15 protein-coding genes are annotated in these 16,473 nt (G+C 72.1%); 4 read left to right on the top strand and 11 right to left on the bottom strand.

Annotated features, from left to right (window positions below; genetic code table 11):
* Positions 1-41: 41 nt before the first annotated feature.
* From iolB to ACMXN5_RS43015, 8 genes are all read right to left on the bottom strand, one after another.
* Positions 42-944, bottom strand: coding sequence for a 5-deoxy-glucuronate isomerase (gene iolB / locus ACMXN5_RS43050; protein ID WP_439680312.1), 903 nt, complete (start codon positions 942-944; stop codon positions 42-44).
* Complete coding sequence (locus tag ACMXN5_RS43045) at positions 941-1,858, bottom strand: Cgl0159 family (beta/alpha)8-fold protein (RefSeq protein ID WP_439680311.1); 918 nt, start codon at positions 1,856-1,858, stop codon at positions 941-943. Before ACMXN5_RS43045 ends, iolB begins: the two co-directional genes overlap by 4 nt.
* Positions 1,855-2,892, bottom strand: coding sequence for a 5-dehydro-2-deoxygluconokinase (gene iolC, locus ACMXN5_RS43040; RefSeq protein ID WP_439680310.1), 1,038 nt, complete (start codon positions 2,890-2,892; stop codon positions 1,855-1,857). Before iolC ends, ACMXN5_RS43045 begins: the two co-directional genes overlap by 4 nt.
* 76 nt (positions 2,893-2,968) lie before the next feature.
* Positions 2,969-3,844, bottom strand: a complete 876-nt coding sequence (locus tag ACMXN5_RS43035) for an ATP-binding cassette domain-containing protein (protein WP_439680309.1) — start codon at positions 3,842-3,844, stop codon at positions 2,969-2,971.
* Positions 3,841-4,959, bottom strand: a complete 1,119-nt coding sequence (locus tag ACMXN5_RS43030; protein ID WP_439680308.1) for an ABC transporter permease — start codon at positions 4,957-4,959, stop codon at positions 3,841-3,843. Before ACMXN5_RS43030 ends, ACMXN5_RS43035 begins: the two co-directional genes overlap by 4 nt.
* Positions 4,956-5,951, bottom strand: coding sequence for a sugar ABC transporter substrate-binding protein (locus ACMXN5_RS43025; RefSeq protein ID WP_439680307.1), 996 nt, complete (start codon positions 5,949-5,951; stop codon positions 4,956-4,958). Before ACMXN5_RS43025 ends, ACMXN5_RS43030 begins: the two co-directional genes overlap by 4 nt.
* A 200-nt stretch (positions 5,952-6,151) precedes the next feature.
* Positions 6,152-7,045, bottom strand: a complete 894-nt coding sequence (locus ACMXN5_RS43020; RefSeq protein WP_439680306.1) for a TIM barrel protein — start codon at positions 7,043-7,045, stop codon at positions 6,152-6,154.
* Positions 7,042-8,211, bottom strand: a complete 1,170-nt coding sequence (locus ACMXN5_RS43015) for a Gfo/Idh/MocA family protein (protein ID WP_439680305.1) — start codon at positions 8,209-8,211, stop codon at positions 7,042-7,044. The genes ACMXN5_RS43020 and ACMXN5_RS43015 overlap by 4 nt, the downstream gene beginning before the upstream one ends.
* A gap of 406 nt (positions 8,212-8,617) precedes the next feature.
* Here ACMXN5_RS43015 and ACMXN5_RS43010 point away from each other — a divergent pair, with 406 nt between their 5' ends.
* From ACMXN5_RS43010 to ACMXN5_RS43000, 3 genes are all read left to right on the top strand, one after another.
* Positions 8,618-9,619, top strand: a complete 1,002-nt coding sequence (locus ACMXN5_RS43010; protein WP_439680304.1) for a LacI family DNA-binding transcriptional regulator — start codon at positions 8,618-8,620, stop codon at positions 9,617-9,619.
* A 117-nt stretch (positions 9,620-9,736) separates the two neighbouring features.
* A complete protein-coding gene (locus tag ACMXN5_RS43005) occupies positions 9,737-10,651 on the top strand; it encodes a TolB family protein (RefSeq protein WP_439680303.1) in 915 nt (304 codons plus the stop codon).
* A gap of 197 nt (positions 10,652-10,848) precedes the next feature.
* The gene (locus tag ACMXN5_RS43000; RefSeq protein WP_439680302.1) at positions 10,849-11,388 is read left to right on the top strand and encodes an anthrone oxygenase family protein; all 540 of its coding nucleotides are present in this window, start codon (positions 10,849-10,851) and stop codon (positions 11,386-11,388) included.
* 379 nt (positions 11,389-11,767) lie between these two features.
* Here ACMXN5_RS43000 and ACMXN5_RS42995 read toward each other — a convergent pair whose 3' ends face one another.
* From ACMXN5_RS42995 to ACMXN5_RS42985, 3 genes are all read right to left on the bottom strand, one after another.
* Positions 11,768-12,553: a 3-oxoacyl-ACP reductase gene (locus tag ACMXN5_RS42995; RefSeq protein ID WP_078981401.1), complete on the bottom strand. Its 786-nt coding sequence runs from the start codon at positions 12,551-12,553 to the stop codon at positions 11,768-11,770.
* A complete protein-coding gene (locus ACMXN5_RS42990; RefSeq protein ID WP_439681406.1) occupies positions 12,554-13,906 on the bottom strand; it encodes an aldehyde dehydrogenase family protein in 1,353 nt (450 codons plus the stop codon). It lies immediately after the preceding gene.
* 71 nt (positions 13,907-13,977) lie between these two features.
* Positions 13,978-15,345 carry a glutamine synthetase family protein gene (locus ACMXN5_RS42985; RefSeq protein WP_439680301.1) on the bottom strand — a complete coding sequence of 456 codons (1,368 nt, stop codon included), beginning with the start codon at positions 15,343-15,345 and terminating at the stop codon, positions 13,978-13,980.
* 83 nt (positions 15,346-15,428) lie between these two features.
* Between ACMXN5_RS42985 and ACMXN5_RS42980 the strand changes: the two genes are divergently transcribed.
* On the top strand, positions 15,429-16,172 hold the full coding sequence (locus ACMXN5_RS42980; RefSeq protein ID WP_439680300.1) for a FadR/GntR family transcriptional regulator: 744 nt from the start codon (positions 15,429-15,431) through the stop codon (positions 16,170-16,172).
* Positions 16,173-16,473: the final 301 nt, after the last annotated feature.

Here is a 16,473-nt window from a genome sequence, read left to right as displayed (position 1 = left end):
CGGAGGCATCGGAGGCACCGGAGGCACCGGGGTCGTCGCAGTCATCGGCTTCCTCCGTCGAGGGCGGGCGGCGAGGTGAGCGGGCAGCGCGGGTCGACCGGCTGCCCGGCCCAACTGTCCCGTACCCAGTGGTGGGCGGGGTCGTCGCAGGCGAGCATCGCGCGTTCGGCGGCGGGTCCGGCCATCACGTTCAGGTAGTAGAGGTGGTGTCCGGGAGTGGCCACACACGGGCCGTGGTAACCGCGCGGGACCAGGAAGACGTCCCCGTCGCGCACCGTCACGGTCTCGTCGATCGAGCCGTCGGCGGTGTAGGTGCGGTGCAGCCCGAAGCCCTCCCGGTCGGGGGTGCGCCCGTCCCGGCCGGCCACCCGGAAGAAGTAGATCTCCTCGTTGACGACCTCGTGCGCGCTCGCCTCGTCGTGCTTGTGCGGCGGGAACGACGACCAGTTGCCGTCCGGGGTCAGGATCTCGCAGACCACCAGCTTGTCCGCGTCGAACGCGTCGGGCGTCAGCAGGTTGTTCGCCTGCCGGGTGGCCCGACCCGCGCCGCGCACCTCGACCGGCACGCCGGCGGCCGGCCCGTACGCGGGGTCAAGCCGTCGGGTCGCCCGCGCCGAGGCCAACGCCACCTCGCACCCGTGCGCCGCGCTCAGCCGCAGTTCCGCGTCGCGCGGGACGTACGCGAAGTCCGGCACCGCGGTGAACACGCTCTCGCGCCCGGCCAGTTCGAACCGGCGGCCCTCGGTCTCCACGGTCAGCCCACCGGCCAGCGGGATCACCGCCACCTCGTGGTCCCCGGTGTCCAGCACCCGCCGGCTCCCCGGCGGCAGGTGGATCACCCGGAGTCCGCTGTAGCGCCAGCCGGCCAGTTCGGGCGTGATCAGCAGCGGGTCGTCGGCCCCGCCCGCCGTGCCCCAGGGGTGGAACAGTCGCGGGTCGCTCACACGATCACCTCCGCCGCACGCGGATTGGCCGCGCGCAGGATCCGCGCGGCGGCGTCCACCGCGCCGCGCACGTCCCCGTCGGCCGGATACAGCAGCGCCCGGCCGACCACCAGGCCGCGCACCGCCGGCTGCGCGAGCGCCCGGCCCCACGACGACAGGTCGGCCCGCGGATCGGCCGACGGCACGCCGCCCAGCACCACGGTCGGCAGGGTCGTGGCGCCGGCAACCTTGTCCGGCTCGTCGGTCGCGGGCAGCTTCAGCCACGTGTAGGCGGAGGTCGTCCCCAGCGCGGAGGCCACCGTCACGGCCCGCACGTTGGCCTCGGTCGACCGATCCAGAACCAGCCGCCCGGACGTGTCGCGCCGATAGGGCAGCGGTTCGATCATCGCCCGGATCCCCCGGTCGGCCAGCTCGCTCACCGCCCGCGCGCAGCCTTCCAGGGTGGGTATCGTGCCGGCGTCGGCGTCCACGATGCGCAACAACATCTTGCCGCCGTCGAGCCGGTAGCGGTCGATGGCCTCGGCGTCGTACCCGGTGAACCGGTCGTCGATCTCCCAGGACGCGCCGGCCAGACCGCCCCGGTTCATCGACCCGATCACCACCTTGTCCTCGAGCACCCCCAGGAGCAGCAGCTCCTCGATCACATCGGGTGTGCCCAACACACCGTCCACATCCGGGTGTTCCAGGGCGGTGACCAACCGGTCGAGGAGGTCGCGCCGGTCGGCCATGGCGAGTGCGTCGCCGCCCACCCCCAGCGAGCCGCGGCCGGGGTGGTCGGCGGCGACCAGGAAGAGGGTGCCGTGCGGGGAGAGCAGGCTCGGTCGGCGACGGCGCTCGTCGTACGCGGCGAGCACCGCGTCGGGCCGATTCGCCCGGGTCGCGAGCAGGGTGTTCCAGTCGTGGTCGCTGATCACGTTCGGGTCTCCAACATCGGGTGGTTCACGATCGGGTGGTTCACATTCGTCGCGTGTGCGCTCAGCAGTTCCGCTATCTCCCCCGGCGTCGGCATCGCGTCCGCGCACGCGAGCCGCCCCGCCACCAGCGCCCCGGCGGCGTTGGCGAACTCGGCGATCCGCACCGGGTCCCACCCGGACAGCAGGCCGTGCACGAGCGCGCCCCCGAACGCGTCGCCCGCGCCGAGCCCGCACACCACCTCGACCCGGCGCGGCGCCACCGTGTGGCTGCCCTCGGCGGTGGCCACCAGCACACCCTCGGCGCCCTTCTTGACCAGGGCCAGCCGCACCCCCCGAGCCAGCAACCGCCGCGCGGCCTCGTCCGGATCGGCCGTGCCCACCGCGATCTCCACCTCGGCCCGGTTGCCCACCACCACGGTGGCCTCGTCGACGAGCGCGCCGATGTGCCGCGAGGCGGTGTCCCGGTCCGGCCAGAACATCGGCCGATAGTCGAGGTCGAGCACGGTGTGCTCGCGCCGACCGCGCGCGGCCAGCATCCGCAGATGGGTGCCGCGCGAGGTCTCGACACTGGCGCCGGTCCCGGTCACCCACAACACCGGGACCCGACGGACCAGGTCCCACGGCACGTCCGCGTCGGTGAGCGTGAGATCGGGCGCGGTCGGCAGTCGGTAGAACAGCAACGGCGGATCCTCCGGCGGGTCGAGCGCGCAGAACACCACCGGCGTCAACAGCCGTTCGTGCGTGGACACCCAGGCGGGATCGACCCCGAACCCGGTCAGCGCGTCGCGGACGAACGTACCGAACGGATCCGCGCCGACCTTGGTCAACACCGCCGATCGACGGCCGAGCCGGGCCGCGGCGACCGCCACGTTGGTGGCGGTGCCACCCAGGAACCGGGCGAAGGTCTCGACCCGGTCGAGCGAGACGCCGCTCTGCTGCGGGTACAGGTCCACCCCGACCCGTCCGACGGTCAGCACCTCGGGCTCGGTGTCGAAGGGCCCGCCGCGCTCCGGCTCCGCCGCGGGCCCGGTCATACCCGCACCCCCGCCATGGCTTCCCGCGCTCCCGTCATGCCTTTCCGCGCCGCCGGCACGTCTTCCCACGCCGCCGTCATGCCTTGGCCCCCGAATGCAACTCGTGGGCGAGCGCTTCCAGTTCGGCGCCGCCGGCCATCTGCCGGGTGAGTTCGGCCAAGGTGATCTCGTCCTTCGTGTAACTGCCCTGGCTGCGCCCGCGGTTGAGCAGGAGGAAGCGGTCCCCGACCGGGTGTGCGTGGTGCGGGTTGTGCGTAATGAACACGACGCCCAGGCCCCGATCGCGCGCCCGGGCGATGTACCGCAGTACCGTTCCGGCCTGCTTGACGCCGAGCGCGGCGGTGGGCTCGTCCAGGATCAGCACCTTGGCGCCGAAGTGCACGGCCCGGGCGATCGCCACGCACTGCCGCTCGCCGCCGGAGAGCGTACCCACCGGCTGCTCCACGTCCCGCAGGTCGATGCCCATGTCGAGCAGCGCCCGGCGCGCGGTGGCGCGTGCCTGCGCGATGTCGAGCCGGGCGAACGGCCCGCGCCCCTTGCGGGGTTCGGAGCCGAGGAAGAAATTGCGCCACACGCTCATCAGCGGCACCACGGCCAGGTCCTGGTAGACCGTGGCGATCCCCCGGTCCAGCGCCTGGCGGGGCGAGTGGAAGTGCACCGGCGCGCCCTCGACGAGGTATTCGCCGCTGTCGTTGGCGTGCACGCCGGCCAGGATCTTGATGAACGTCGACTTGCCCGCGCCGTTGTCCCCCAGGACACACGTGACTTCGCCGGCGTCGACCGAGGTGGACACGTCGTCCAGCGCGATCACATTGCCGAACCGCTTTCCCACACTGCGCAGTTCGAGCAGGTGCCCGGTCCCGGCGCCGGCCCGGGTGGCACCCGAACCGAGCGGGGCGGGGGCGTCCGGCGCGGCGCCGGTCGGCCGGGGTTCGGGAGTGGTGTTCGTCATCGGCGGGACCTTTCCGCGCGGCGCCGGAAGGAGTTGTTGACCAGCACGGCGGCGAGCAGCATCACCCCGAGGAAGAGCTGGAACCAGTCGCTGTTCCACTTCGCGTAGACGATGCCCTGCCGGGCCATGCCGAAGATGAGCGCACCCAGGGCGGCGCCGATCGCCGACCCGTAGCCGCCGGTGAGCAGGCAGCCGCCGATCACCGCCGCGATGATGTACTGGAATTCGAGCCCGATGCCCTGATTGGCCTGGACCGAGGTGTAGCGCAGGATGTTGATCGAGCCGACCAGCCAGCCGGCCGCGGCGGTGGTCATGAACAGCGCAATCTTGGTCCGGTCGACCGGGACGCCGACGTTGCGCGCGCTCACCGGGGCGCCGCCGACGGCGTAGATCCAGTTGCCGAACCGGGTACGGGCCAGCACCCACGTGGCCAGCGCGGCCAACAGCAGCCACCACAACACGGAGACCTGGATCTCGGTGCCGGCCACGGCCATCGTCGAGGCGAAGAACCGCCCGGCCGACTCGTAGCCGTCGGTGGCCCGCATCCCGCTGACCTGGACGCTGTTCGTCACATGCCGGGTGACCCCGAGGTTGAGGCCCTGGAGGGCCAGGAACGTGCCGAGCGTGATGATGAAGCTGGGCAGTCCGGTACGCACCACCAGCCAGCCGTTCAGCGCACCGACGGCCAGGGCGAAGAGCAGGGACACCGCGAGCGCCGGCCAGACGGACCAGCCCGCGCGGGTGGCGAGCATGGCGGTGATCAGCGCGGTCGAGGCGGTCATCACCCCGGCGGACAGGTCGAATTCGCCGCCGATCATCAGCAGGGCCACGGCGACCGCCATGATCCCCAAAGTGGCCGAGTCGTCCAGCCAGGTCGCCGCGCCGGCAGCGGTGAAGAAGCCGTCGGCGACGACCGAGAAGAACACCATGACCAGCACGGCGCCGATCAACGAGCCCAACTCCGGCCGCACGAGCAGTCGGTGGGCCAGGCTCACGGGCGACACCCGCTCGTCGTCGGCGCGCGCGGGCCCGGGCGCCTCGGTGCCGGCGCCGCCGGAGGTCTGCACCGACGGCGCGGGGGTGGGCGCGGGCCGCGACGGTGGAGTCGTGGTCATCTCGTCCCCCGCTGCGCGTATCCGGCCACCGCGTCGACGTTGTTCTTGTCGACGAATCCGGGACCGGTCAGGACCGGCTTGCCGCCGCCGACGGTGTTGGCGTTGTCCCGATACAGCTTGATCATCGTCACCGGCAGGTAGCCCTGGAGGTATTGCTGCTGGTCCACGGCGAAGACGATCTTGCCGCCCTTGATCGCGGTGACCACGTCGGGGTTGAGGTCGAATGTGGCGATCTGCGCCTTGGAGTTGGCGTCGCCGACCGCACCCACGGTCACCGCGGCGACCTGCGGGTTGAGCGCGAGCACGGCGTCGATCGAGGAGTCGGACTGGAGCGCGCCGCGGATCCGGGCCTGGGTGTCGGTGGGGTTGCCGATGTCGACCTGGAGGGTCTGCGTCGCGCCGCCGAAGCCGGCCTTGGCGCCGTCGCATCTCTGGTTCAGGCCGATGTTGCCCGCCTCGTGGATGACGCACAACATCTTGGTCCGGCCCGCCTGCTTGAGCTTGGCGCCGGCCGCCTCGCCGGCGATCGACTCGTCCTGGCCGACGTGCGCGATCGCGCCGAACTCGGCGGACCTGCTCTGCCCCGAGTTGATGGTGATCACCGGGATGCCCTTGGCGGTGGCCGCCTTGATCGAGTTGGCCAGCGCGTCCGGGTTGGCCATCGAGACCACGATCCCGCCCACCCCCTGGGTGACCGCGTTGTCGATCAACCGGGCCTGGCCGGCCGGGTCGCCGTTGCCCTGGTACTGGACGTCGACGCCCAGCTTCTTGCCGGCGTCCTGCGCGCCGTTTTGTACGACGCTCCAGAACGCGTCACCGGCCGAGCCGTGGGTGATCACGGCCACCGTGTTGTTGCCCTTGGCCGCGACCGTCGGTGCGCTGTTCGCGGTGTTCTTGGTGTCCGGGTCCGAACCGGAGGGACTGCTGCAGGCGGCGAGGACGAGCGCGGACACGCCGAGGGCTGCGGCGAATCCGAGGGAACGTCGGGGCATCGAATACTCCTCGTCAGGACGTTCGGGAGGTTCGGGTGGTTCGGGAGGTTCGGGCGAGGTGATGAGGGTGAGGGTCGGGTGCGGCTCGGGTGCGTGGGGGCTGGGGGTACGCGGCGTACCGGGCGCCCGGCCCGGTAGGTGTGTCGTACCCCGACCGGGCGACCGAATCCGCCCGCCGCACCGCGCCCGGCGCCCACCGGTCAGTTGCCGCGCAGGTGGGCCAGCCCGCGCGCGGTGTCCCGGCGCGGCAGGTCCGCGTCGGCCGGGTCGTCGCCGAGGCGCATGTCCTGTTCGAGGACGTACCAGTTCCGATAGCCCGCCGCGCGCAGCGTCGCCACTATCTCGGCGACCGGGACGTCGCCCTCGCCGATCGGGCGGTATATGCCGCGCCCGACCGCCTCGGCGTAGGTCAGCGCGCCGGACCGCACCAGCGCGGCGGTGTCCGCGTGGACGTCCTTCAGGTGCACGTGCCCGATCCGGTCGGGGTGGCGGCGGACCAGGTCGAGCGGGTCGGTGCCGCCGATCAGCAGGTGTCCGGTGTCCAGGCACAGCGGCAGGGTGCTGTCCCGGAGGAAGCGCTCGACCTCGGCCGCGTTCTCCACGTGGGTGCCGACGTGCGGGTGCAGCGTGGCGCGCAGGCCGCGGTCGGCCGCGATCCGGGCGATCTCCTCGGCGGTGGCGATCAGTTGCCCCCACTCCGCGTCGGACAACTCGGGTCGGCTGTCGTAGCCGTCCAGACCGGTGGCGGCGGCCAGCACCAATACCTCGCCGCCGGCGGCCGCGATCAGTTCGGCGGTGTGCGCGGCGGCGGTCAGCGTCTGCGCCAGGCGGTGCGGGTCGTGGTCGTGCAGGACGAGGGCGGCGAAGGAGCCGACCAGGGTCAGGCCGTGGCCGGCCAACACGTCCTTGAGTGCGGCGGGGTCGTCCGGCAGGTAGCCGGGCGGGCCCAGTTCGGTGGCGGTCAGGCCGAGAGCGGCCATCTCGCCGAGCACGGTGTCCACCGGGAGCATCGGGCCCCAACCGGGCACCTCGCACACCCCCCACGTGATCGGCGCGCCCGCGAGCCGCAGGTCGGCTCCCGCGGGGGCGCTCACGACGCCGCCTCGCCGAGCGCCGACACCGCCGGGTCGACGGTCGGCGGGTCCGGGACCACCGGGCGCCCCTCGCGCCGCGACCGCTCGCAGGCCTCGGCCAGGATCAGGCTGCCCAGCGAGTCGCGCACCGGCGACGGGTTGGCCATCCGCCCGGCGACCACCTCGACGAACACCCGCATCTCGTTGCCGTACGCCCGCGCGAAGCGCTCCGGGAAGCCCGGGTAGGCGTCCGGCCCGGCCTGCGGTCCGCCCTCCTCCAGCGAGGTCAGCGGGGTGCGCGGGTCCAGACCCACCGCGAGCGACTGGGCCGAGCCCAGTACCTCGATGCGGTGGTCGTATCCCGCCGGGTTGTGCCGCCCGCCGGTGAGCACCGCGTGCGCCCCGCCGGCGAAGCGCAGCATGACCACCGCGTTGTCCACGTCGTCGGCGTCCGCGAACGCCTGGTCGACCAGCACCGATCCGCCGGCGTACACCTCGACCACGGGTTCGCCGATCAGCCACGGCACCGCGTCCAGGTCGTGGATCAGCAGGTCGCGGAAGATCCCGCCGGACGCGGGCAGGTAGCCGAAGTCCGGCGGCGCGGCGTCCTGGCCGACCGCGCGGACCAGGTAGGGCCTACCCACCTCACCCGCGTCCAGGCGCCGCTTCAGCTCGACCACGGCCGGGTCGAACCGGCGCTGGAACCCGACCAGCACCGGCACCCCACTCGCCTCCACCTCGGCGATCAGCGCGCGCATCGCCGGCACGTCCGAGGCGATCGGCTTCTCGCACAACGTCGGGACGCCGGCGGCGACGGTGCGGCGCACCATCTCCGGGTGGGTGTCGGTGGGCGTGGCCACCACGACCCCGTCCACCTCGCGGAGCAGGGTGTCGAGGTCGGCGACCGCCTCGGCGCCGATCTCCCGGGCAAGGGCGTCCGCGCGCCCCGGTTGGGGATCGAACAGGACGAGCTTGTCGACCGTCTCCAGGTCGGTGAGGTTGCGCGCGTGCATCGCGCCGATCCGCCCCACGCCTGCGACTCCGATACGCATCAGATTCATTTCTCCAGTGGGCAGGTGGAACTTGGCAGTCGAGCCGATCGGGGAGCCTCCCCGGGTCCGCCCGACGGAGCACTCCGCATGTTGGTGCGCTCCACTGTTTGGAGCGCTCCAATCCGAGAACGCCACAAGACTGATACTCGCCGTCCGAGCATGTCAAGGGTCACCCGCCACGTTGGCCGAACGTGGTCGACACACCCGGATCGGTGGGCATTACAGCCATTCGAAGGGTCGGTCGCCGCGGCCCGGGGCCGATCGGAGTGGAGCGCTCCATTCTTTGGAGCGCTCCAAGCGTGTATCTTCGGTTCAGGTTGTCGGTCGGGAACCCGGTGTGATCGGGGTCCGGCCGCATGGGGATCGTGGGGATCACGGCGCCGAGGTTCGGATGCCGGGTGGACGGGGCGCGGTTGTGCGGGTCGCGCTCCCACCGTGAGGTCGACGTCGTGGAGTCGTCCTCGCGCGTCGACGCCACCGACCCGGCCGACGGCGCGCCGTCGGATCGACAACGCCGCATCCGGGAGAAAGGTGAGCATCAGTGTCCGGTCCCACCCTCGAGGACGTCGCCGCCCGCGCCGGGGTCTCCCGCTCCCTCGTGTCGTTGGTCATGCGCGACTCGCCCAAGGTCAGCGAGGTCCGGCGGCAAGCCGTGCTCGCCGCCGCCCGCGAGTTGGGCTACCGCCCCAACCTCAACGCGCGCACGCTGGCCACCGGCCACAGCAGCACGCTCGGCGTGATGATCTCCGACCTGCACAACCCGTACTTCGCCGAGGTGGTCGACGGCGTCGAGGCCGCCGCGCACGACAACGGCATGGAGATCATCCTGGGCACCGGTGGCCGCCGGCCCGCGCACGAGCGCCGCAGCGTCGAGCGCCTGCTCCAGTTCCGCCCCGCCGGCCTGCTCCTGCTCGGCCCCGTGGTGGAGACGGCGGCGATCGAGGAGGCCGCGTCCCAGGTGCCCACCGTCCTGGTCGCCCGCAGCGTGCGGGCGGGGCACGTGGACACGGTCAACGACGACGGCGCCACCGGATCGGCGCTGGCCGTCGAGCACCTGGCCGCGCTCGGCCACCGCGACATCGTGCACGTGGACGGCGGTGGCGGCTCGCAGTCGTCGGTCCGCCGCCGGGGCTACGAACAGGCGATGCGGCGACTGGCGTTGGCCCGCCACCTGCGCGTGGTGCCGAGCGAGTACACCGACATCGGCGGCGCCGAGGCCGCCCGCGTCCTCCTGGCCGGCGACGCGCTCCCGACCGCGATCGTCGCGGCCAACGACTTCAACGCGGTGGGCATCATCGGCGAACTGTCCGAGGCGGGCGTCCGGGTGCCCCAGGACGTGTCGGTGATCGGCTACGACAACACCCATCTGGCCGGGCTTCGGCACATCGGGCTGACGACGATCAACCAGCCGAGGGAGGAGATGGGCCGGCTCGCCACCGAGACCCTGCTCCAGCGCCTGCGCGGTGAACGCACCCGGGCCGCCCGCCACCTGCTGCACCCCGAACTGGTCGTCCGCACCAGCACCGGCGCGCCGAGGAGTTGAGCCTGACCGACTCTTTGCCGTGCCGGGTCCGCTCCGGTGCCACACTGGCGATCATGCGAAGGGCCGGGCGGCGTGCACCGGCCGCCGGCAACGGACAGGAAGCGCAGGGGCATCGTGGTGGTTCGTCCTCCCTGGGAATTGACGACGGCCGAGGTACGCGAACGGGTGATCCGCCGCGCCCGGCTGTTGCTCGTCGTGGGTCACGGACGTGGCCGGCGCACGGTCGTCCTGGACGCCGACACCGGCGGTTTCGTCGGAATACCGGGTCGGCCGCGCGGCCCCGAGACCGAAGCGCTGTCGTTGTCGCCCGACGGCACCCACGTGGTCTTCCGCGCCGGCTCGCGGTGGCGGTCGGCCCGCCGGCTGGTCGTGCACACGCTGGCCACCGGCGAACAGCGCACGTTCGACGCCCGCGCCGACGGCCTCGACCGACAGGCCGTGCTCTCCCCGGACGGATTCTCCCTGGCCACGCTGGGCGACCTCGACGACGACGTACTGGTCTCGACGCTCGACATCCGCACCGGCACCCGGCGGCGCCTGTGGTCGACCGAGGGCATGAGCATCCTCAGCGGTTGGCTCGGCTGGTCGCCCGACGGTCGCCGACTGGCCGTCACCTACGACACCCACGACGCGGACGGCCGGACCGTGGTGATCGACGCCCGCGACGGCCGCCTCGTCAGCCGGCACGAGGGCATGATGGCCCTGCCCGGCGCCAACGGCGGCTGGCTCGGCCCGGACGAACTGCTGCTCACCCCGGACGAGTTCGACACGGACACGCCGCCCGTGTTCCTGGCCCGCCCGGACACCGGCGGAGTCGACCGGTACGACCCGGAACTGGCCTGGCTCGACCGGCTGGCCGCCGTCGACGGCCGGGTGATCCAACGCGAGAACATCGACCCCGACGTGGCCGGCGTACGGCTGGTGAGCACCGAACTCGACGGCACCGACCCCCGCCCGTTCCTGACCATCGGCCCCGGGCCGGGCCTGGTCCTGTTCGACCACGCCCCACGATCGGGAGCATGGTCGGCCTGACCGGGCGCGGCCGGCCGCCCGCGCCCCGGTCCCTCGTCGCATCGATAACTCCTGGGTTAACCCCGGTTCCGAGATCGGCCGTTGTTCGGGAGCGGCGCACGCGCGAATCTTGAGGTGTCGGAAAGAACGGCACGGCGGACCACCGAGGAAAGCCACTGCCTCGACGCCAACACCTCATCACCACAAGGGAGTTCATCTTGGCCGCCATCAACGACACGCTCGTCGCCGGGTCGACCGCCAAGGCCCGCACCCGCGACACCGTTGGCCGCTGGCTCACCGCCGGCGCAGTCGCGAACACCCTGATGGCCGGCACCTACGTCGCCTTCTCCGCGGTCGTCATGCCGTGGCTCGGCACCAAGGACGACGCCGACTTCGTGACCACCATGCAGGACATCAACACCGGCATCGAGAACCCGCTGTTCTTCGCGGTCTTCACCGCCGCCATGGCCGCCCCCGCCGTCGCCGCCTGGAAACTCCGCAGGCTCGGCGGCGGCACCGCCATGAAGTGGGCCCTCGCCGCCCTCGCCCTCTACACCACCACCGTCCTGACCACCTCCGGCATCAACGTCCCCCTCAACCAGGCACTCGCCCACGCCGGCAGCGTCGACCCGGGCAAGTCCCGCGCCGACTTCGAAACCACCTGGAACATCTGGAACGGCATCCGCGCCGTGCTGTCCACCGCCGCCGCCGTCGCCATGGTCAAGGCCGTACGGCTGTACCGCCGCAACCGCGTCTGACCTCGGTTCGACCCAAACCGACCGTGAACGCGCTTATGACGCACGGGTGTTCGGGCACCTTCCGGACGAGTCACCGAGTGACCCCGGTACCCGAGCGGCAGCGCCGTCAGAGTGGGCCAATGGACGATCACACCGTCACCAAACGTGTCATCGCGGTACTCGACGCGGTCGCCGCCCAGCGCGCCCCTGTTTGGCCGGCCGAACCGGCGCGCCGCACCACAATCCCCGGACCGACCGTGCGACGCATCGCACACGACCCGGTCCGCCGCGGACCGTGCGCGTACGGCGCGCACGACCGGCGGCGGCGAACCCGCGGGCACGATGGTGTGATCGCGGCCGCGGGTGCCCATCGGCGGGTCGAACCCGCGTGCGGGAGGGGCTACATCGGGGTGACGTACGCCCCGGCGATGCCGCCGTCGACCAGGAATTCGGCCGCGTTCACGAACGACGCGTCGTCGCTGGCCAGGAACGCGACCGCGGCGGCCAGTTCCTCGGGCTCGGCGAACCGGCCCACCGGGATGTGCACCAGGCGGCGCGCGGCCCGCTCGGGGTCCTTGGCGAACAGCTCCTTCAGCAGCGGGGTGTTCACCGGTCCCGGGCACAGCGCGTTGACCCGGATGCCCTCGCGGGCGAACTGCACGCCCAACTCGCGCGACATCGCGAGCACGCCGCCCTTGGACGCGGTGTAGGAGATCTGCGAGGTCGCCGCGCCCATCACCGCGACGAACGACGCGGTGTTGATGATCGAACCGCGGCCCTGCCGGCGCATGTACGGCAGCGCGGCCTTGCAGCACAGGAACACCGAGGTCAGGTTGACCTCCTGGACCCGGCGCCAGGCGTCCAGGCCGGTGGTCAGGATCGAGTCGTCGTCGGGCGGCGAGATGCCGGCGTTGTTGAACGCGACGTCCACCGAGCCGTAGGCGTCGAACGCGGCCTTGAACAGCGCCTCGACCTGTTCCTCGTTCGTCACGTCGACTCGGACGAACAGGCCGCCCACCTCGGCGGCGGCGGCCTTGCCCGACGCCTCGTCGATGTCGGCGCACACCACGTTGGCGCCCTCGGAAGCCAGTCGCCGGGCGGTGGCCAGGCCGATTCCGCTGCCCGCTCCCGTGACGACGGCGGTACGGCCGACCAGGCGGCGGCACACGGGGGTCTGCTCGGTCACTTAGTTCTCCTCGGTGCTGATGAACACGTTCTTCGTCTCGGTGAAGGCGACCAGGGCGTCCGGACCCAGTTCGCGGCCCAGGCCCGATTGCCCGAACCCGCCGAAGGGGGTCGAATAGCGGACACTGCTGTGCGAGTTGACCGACAGGTTTCCGGCCCGGACTGCCCGCGAAACGCGAAGCGCGCGCCCGACGTCGCGGGTCCACAGGGATCCGGACAGGCCGTACGCGGTGGCGTTGGCGAGCCTTACCGCGTCGGCCTCGTCGTCGAAGGGCAACACGACGGCCACCGGGCCGAAGATCTCCTCGACGGCGGTCCGGTCGGCCGCGGACTCCGGGGCGAGCACCGTGGCCGGATACCAGAAGCCCTTGCCGGCCGGCACCTCGCCGCGGATCAACGCCGGCGCGTCCTCGCGCACATACGAGCGCACCCGCTCGCGGTGGGCCGCGGAGATCAGCGGCCCCATGTGCGTGTCGGGGTCGTTCGGATCGCCGACCCGGAAGGCCCGTACCGCCGGTTCGAGCAGTTCCAGGAATCGGTCGTACACCGTACGCTGCACCAGGATCCGGGTGCGCGCACAGCAGTCCTGCCCGGTGTTGTCCAGGAATCCGCCGGGGGCGGCGGCCGCGGCGGCCTCGACGTCCGCGTCGGCGAAGACGATGTTCGGGCTCTTGCCGCCGAGTTCGAGGGTGATCCGCTTCAGCCCGGCGGCGCAGCGGGCCATGATGTCCTTGCCCACGGCCGTGGAGCCGGTGAACACCACCTTGGCCACGCCCGGGTGCTCGACCAGAGCCCGTCCGGTCACCGGGCCCGCGCCCGGCAGCACCTGGAACAGTCCCTCCGGAAGCCCCGCCGCCAGGCCCAGTTCGGCCAGGCGCAGCGCGGTCAACGGGGTGGTTTCGGCGGGCTTGAGCAGGACGGCGTTGCCGGCCGCGAGCGCCGGGGCCAGGGCCCAACCGGCGATCGGCATCGGGAAGTTCCACGGCGCGATCACCGCGACCACGCCGAGCGGTTCGTGGAAGGTGACGTCGAGGCCGCCGGCCACGGGGATCTGTCGGCCGTTCAACCGCTCGGCCCCGCCCGCGGCGTAGTCGAGCAGATCGCGGACGTTGCCCGCCTCCCAGCGCGCGTTGCCGATCGGGTGTCCGGCCTCGCGGACCTCCAACCGGGCCAGTTCCTGCAGGTGTTCGTCCACCACGACGGCGAACCGGCGCAATACGCGGGCCCGGTCCCCGGGGGCGCGGGCCGCCCAGTGTTCCGCGGCCCGGGCGGCGCGGATCACCGCCGCGTCCACCTCGGCGACGGGCGTCGCCGCGACGGTGGCGACGATCTCCTCGGTGGTCGGGTCGATGATGTCGTGCTCGTGCGGCCCGTCCGGCGCGAATCGGCCGTCGGGTGCCTGGTGTTCGGACAACGTTCCGATCCTCACATACGCTCGAAGGAGCGGAAGCGCTCCCAGTCGGTGACCGCGGTGTCGTACGCGTCCTGTTCGACACGCGCCATGTGGAGGTAGTGCTCCACCACCTCCGCGCCGAAGGCGTCCCGGGCGATCGTGGACTGCGCCCACAACTCGGCGGCCTCGCGCAACGTGCCCGGTACGTGCGGCGCGTCGCCCGTGTAGGCGTTGCCCGTGCACGCCTCGCCCGGATCCAGTTCGTGCTCGATGCCGTACAGCCCGGCGGCGATCATCCCCGCGACCGCGAGGTAGGGGTTGACGTCGCCGCCGGGGAGGCGGTTCTCGAAGCGGTGCGCGTGGCCGTGTCCGACCACCCGCAGCGCACACGTGCGGTTGTCCGGGCCCCACGCCACGGCGGTCGGCGCGAACGAGCCGGGACGGAAACGTTTGTACGAGTTGATGTTGGGGGCGTACAGCAGGGTGAACTCGCGCATCGCGGCCAATTGTCCGGCCAGGAAGTGCCGCATCGTCTTCGACATGCCGTAGGCGCCGGCCTCGTCCGCGAGCACGGGCCGGCCGGCCTCGTCACGCACGGACAGGTGGATGTGGCACGAGTTGCCCTCGCGCTCGTCGTACTTGGCCATGAAGGTGAGCGACATGCCCTCCTGCGCGGCGATCTCCTTGGCCCCGGTCTTGTAGACGGTGTGCTGGTCGCAGGTGACCAGTGCCTCGTCGTAGCGGAAGGCGATCTCGTGCTGTCCGAGGTTGCATTCGCCCTTGGCCGACTCGACGGTCATCCCGGCCGCGCCCATCTCGTTGCGGATGCGGCGCAGCAGCGGTTCGACCCGGCCGGTGCCCAGGATCGAGTAGTCCACGTTGTACTGGTTGGCCGGCGTCATCCCGCGGTAGGCGCGGTCCCAGCCGGCTTCGTAGGTGTCCTTGAAGACAATGAACTCGAGTTCGGTGCCGGCGTGCGCGGTCCAGCCGCGTTCGGCGAGCCGGTCCAGTTGGCGGCGCAGGATCTGGCGCGGCGAGGCCACCACCGGGGAGCCGTCGTGCCACACGAGGTCTGCGGTCAGTTGGGCGGTGCCGGGGTGCCAGGGGGTGCGGCGCAGGGTGGCGAGGTCGGGGCGCAGCACGAAGTCGCCGTAGCCGCGCTCCCAGGACGACATCGCGTAGCCCGAGACGGTGTTCATGTCGGTGTCCACGGCGAGGAGGTAGTTGCAGCCCTCGGTGCCGTGGGAGAGCGTGTCGTCGAGGAAGAACCGGGCGGCGAAGCGCTTGCCCTGGAGCCTGCCCTGCATGTCGGTGAAGGCCAGGACTACCGTGTCGATTTCCCCGGTGTCGACGAGTGCGCGCAGCTCGTCGACGGACAGCGGGGGCGTTCGGTCTGCCAAGGGAATGCCTCCTGTCGGTCCAACCGGAAGCCATAAGGTATGGCCGTGAACCATTGATTGGGAAGAGCTGGAGGGGAGGGATCGTGGCCGAGGTATCGGGGGCGGACCACCGGGACCGGTTGTCGCCGCTGCTGCGCCCGGTTCGCACGGGCAACGGCTTCGAGGAGGCGCTGGAGCAGATTCTCCAGGTGATCCGGCTCGGCCTGGTCGCGGACGGCGGCCGGCTGCCGGCCGAGCGCGAGTTGGCCGATCGGCTGGGGGTCAGCCGGGTGACCCTGCGCGAGGTGCTGAAGGTACTGACCGACCAGGGCATCGTGGAGAGCCGCCGGGGACGCTACGGCGGAACCTTCGTGCGTGAGCGTCCGGGGCCGGTGGGCGACGGCTCGGCGGCCGAGCTGCGGCGGCGGATCGCGCGGGTGGACGTGGAGGACACGCTGCGCTTTCGCGAGGTGCTGGAGGTGGGCGCGGCGGGGTTGTGCGCGGCGCAGGGCCTGGACCAGGCGCAGGCCGCGCGGTTGCGGGCGGCGCTCGACCGGACCCGGGACGCGCCGCTGGCGGAGTATCGGCGCTGCGACACGCTGCTGCATCTGACCCTCGCGGAGTTGTGCGGTTCGCCCTCGCTGGCCGCCCAGTACGCGGCGGTTCGGGCCACCGTGAACGATCTGTTGGACTGTATCCCGTTGCTGGTGCGCAATCTGGAGCATTCGCAGCATCAGCACACCGCGCTGGTCGACGCGATCCTGGAGGGCGACCCGGACGCGGCGGCCGAGGTGATGCGCGAACACTGCGCGGGAACGGCGGCCCTGCTGCGCGGCTTTCTGGCCTGACGGGGGCGACGGGGCGGCACGGTCGAGGGTGATCGCGGGCGCGTGACGGTCTTCCGCGCCCACCGCGTCGCCGCACCGAACACCCCGCGAGACCTGCCGCCGCACCCCGCGACCCGCCTCCCGGGCACCGCGCGACGCCCCCGCCGCACCCCCCGCGACTCCGCCTCCCGGGCACGGTGCGAAGCCCCGTCGAGGCCTCCCACGACGCTTCTTTTCGGGTCCACCGGGCCTTGCGCATGTCGATATCGATTCGCCCCGGGGTCTTGCGCCGCCCCGACCCAACCGGCAAAGGTATGCGCTC

This window comes from Embleya australiensis, from assembly GCF_051903075.1.
Classification (GTDB): domain Bacteria; phylum Actinomycetota; class Actinomycetes; order Streptomycetales; family Streptomycetaceae; genus Embleya.
The sequence above is the reverse complement of the archived record's forward strand: the minus strand, read 5'-3'. Positions and strand labels throughout refer to the sequence as shown.

What these genes read in the sequence shown, in the direction of transcription:
- iolC (WP_439680310.1), bottom strand. Translation starts at nt 2,892, where the DNA reads ATGACCGGGCCCGCGGCGGAGCCGGAGCGCGGCGGGCCCTTCGACACC.
- ACMXN5_RS43035 (WP_439680309.1), bottom strand. Translation starts at nt 3,844, where the DNA reads ATGACGAACACCACTCCCGAACCCCGGCCGACCGGCGCCGCGCCGGAC.
- ACMXN5_RS43030 (WP_439680308.1), bottom strand. Translation starts at nt 4,959, where the DNA reads ATGACCACGACTCCACCGTCGCGGCCCGCGCCCACCCCCGCGCCGTCG.
- ACMXN5_RS43025 (WP_439680307.1), bottom strand. Translation starts at nt 5,951, where the DNA reads ATGCCCCGACGTTCCCTCGGATTCGCCGCAGCCCTCGGCGTGTCCGCG.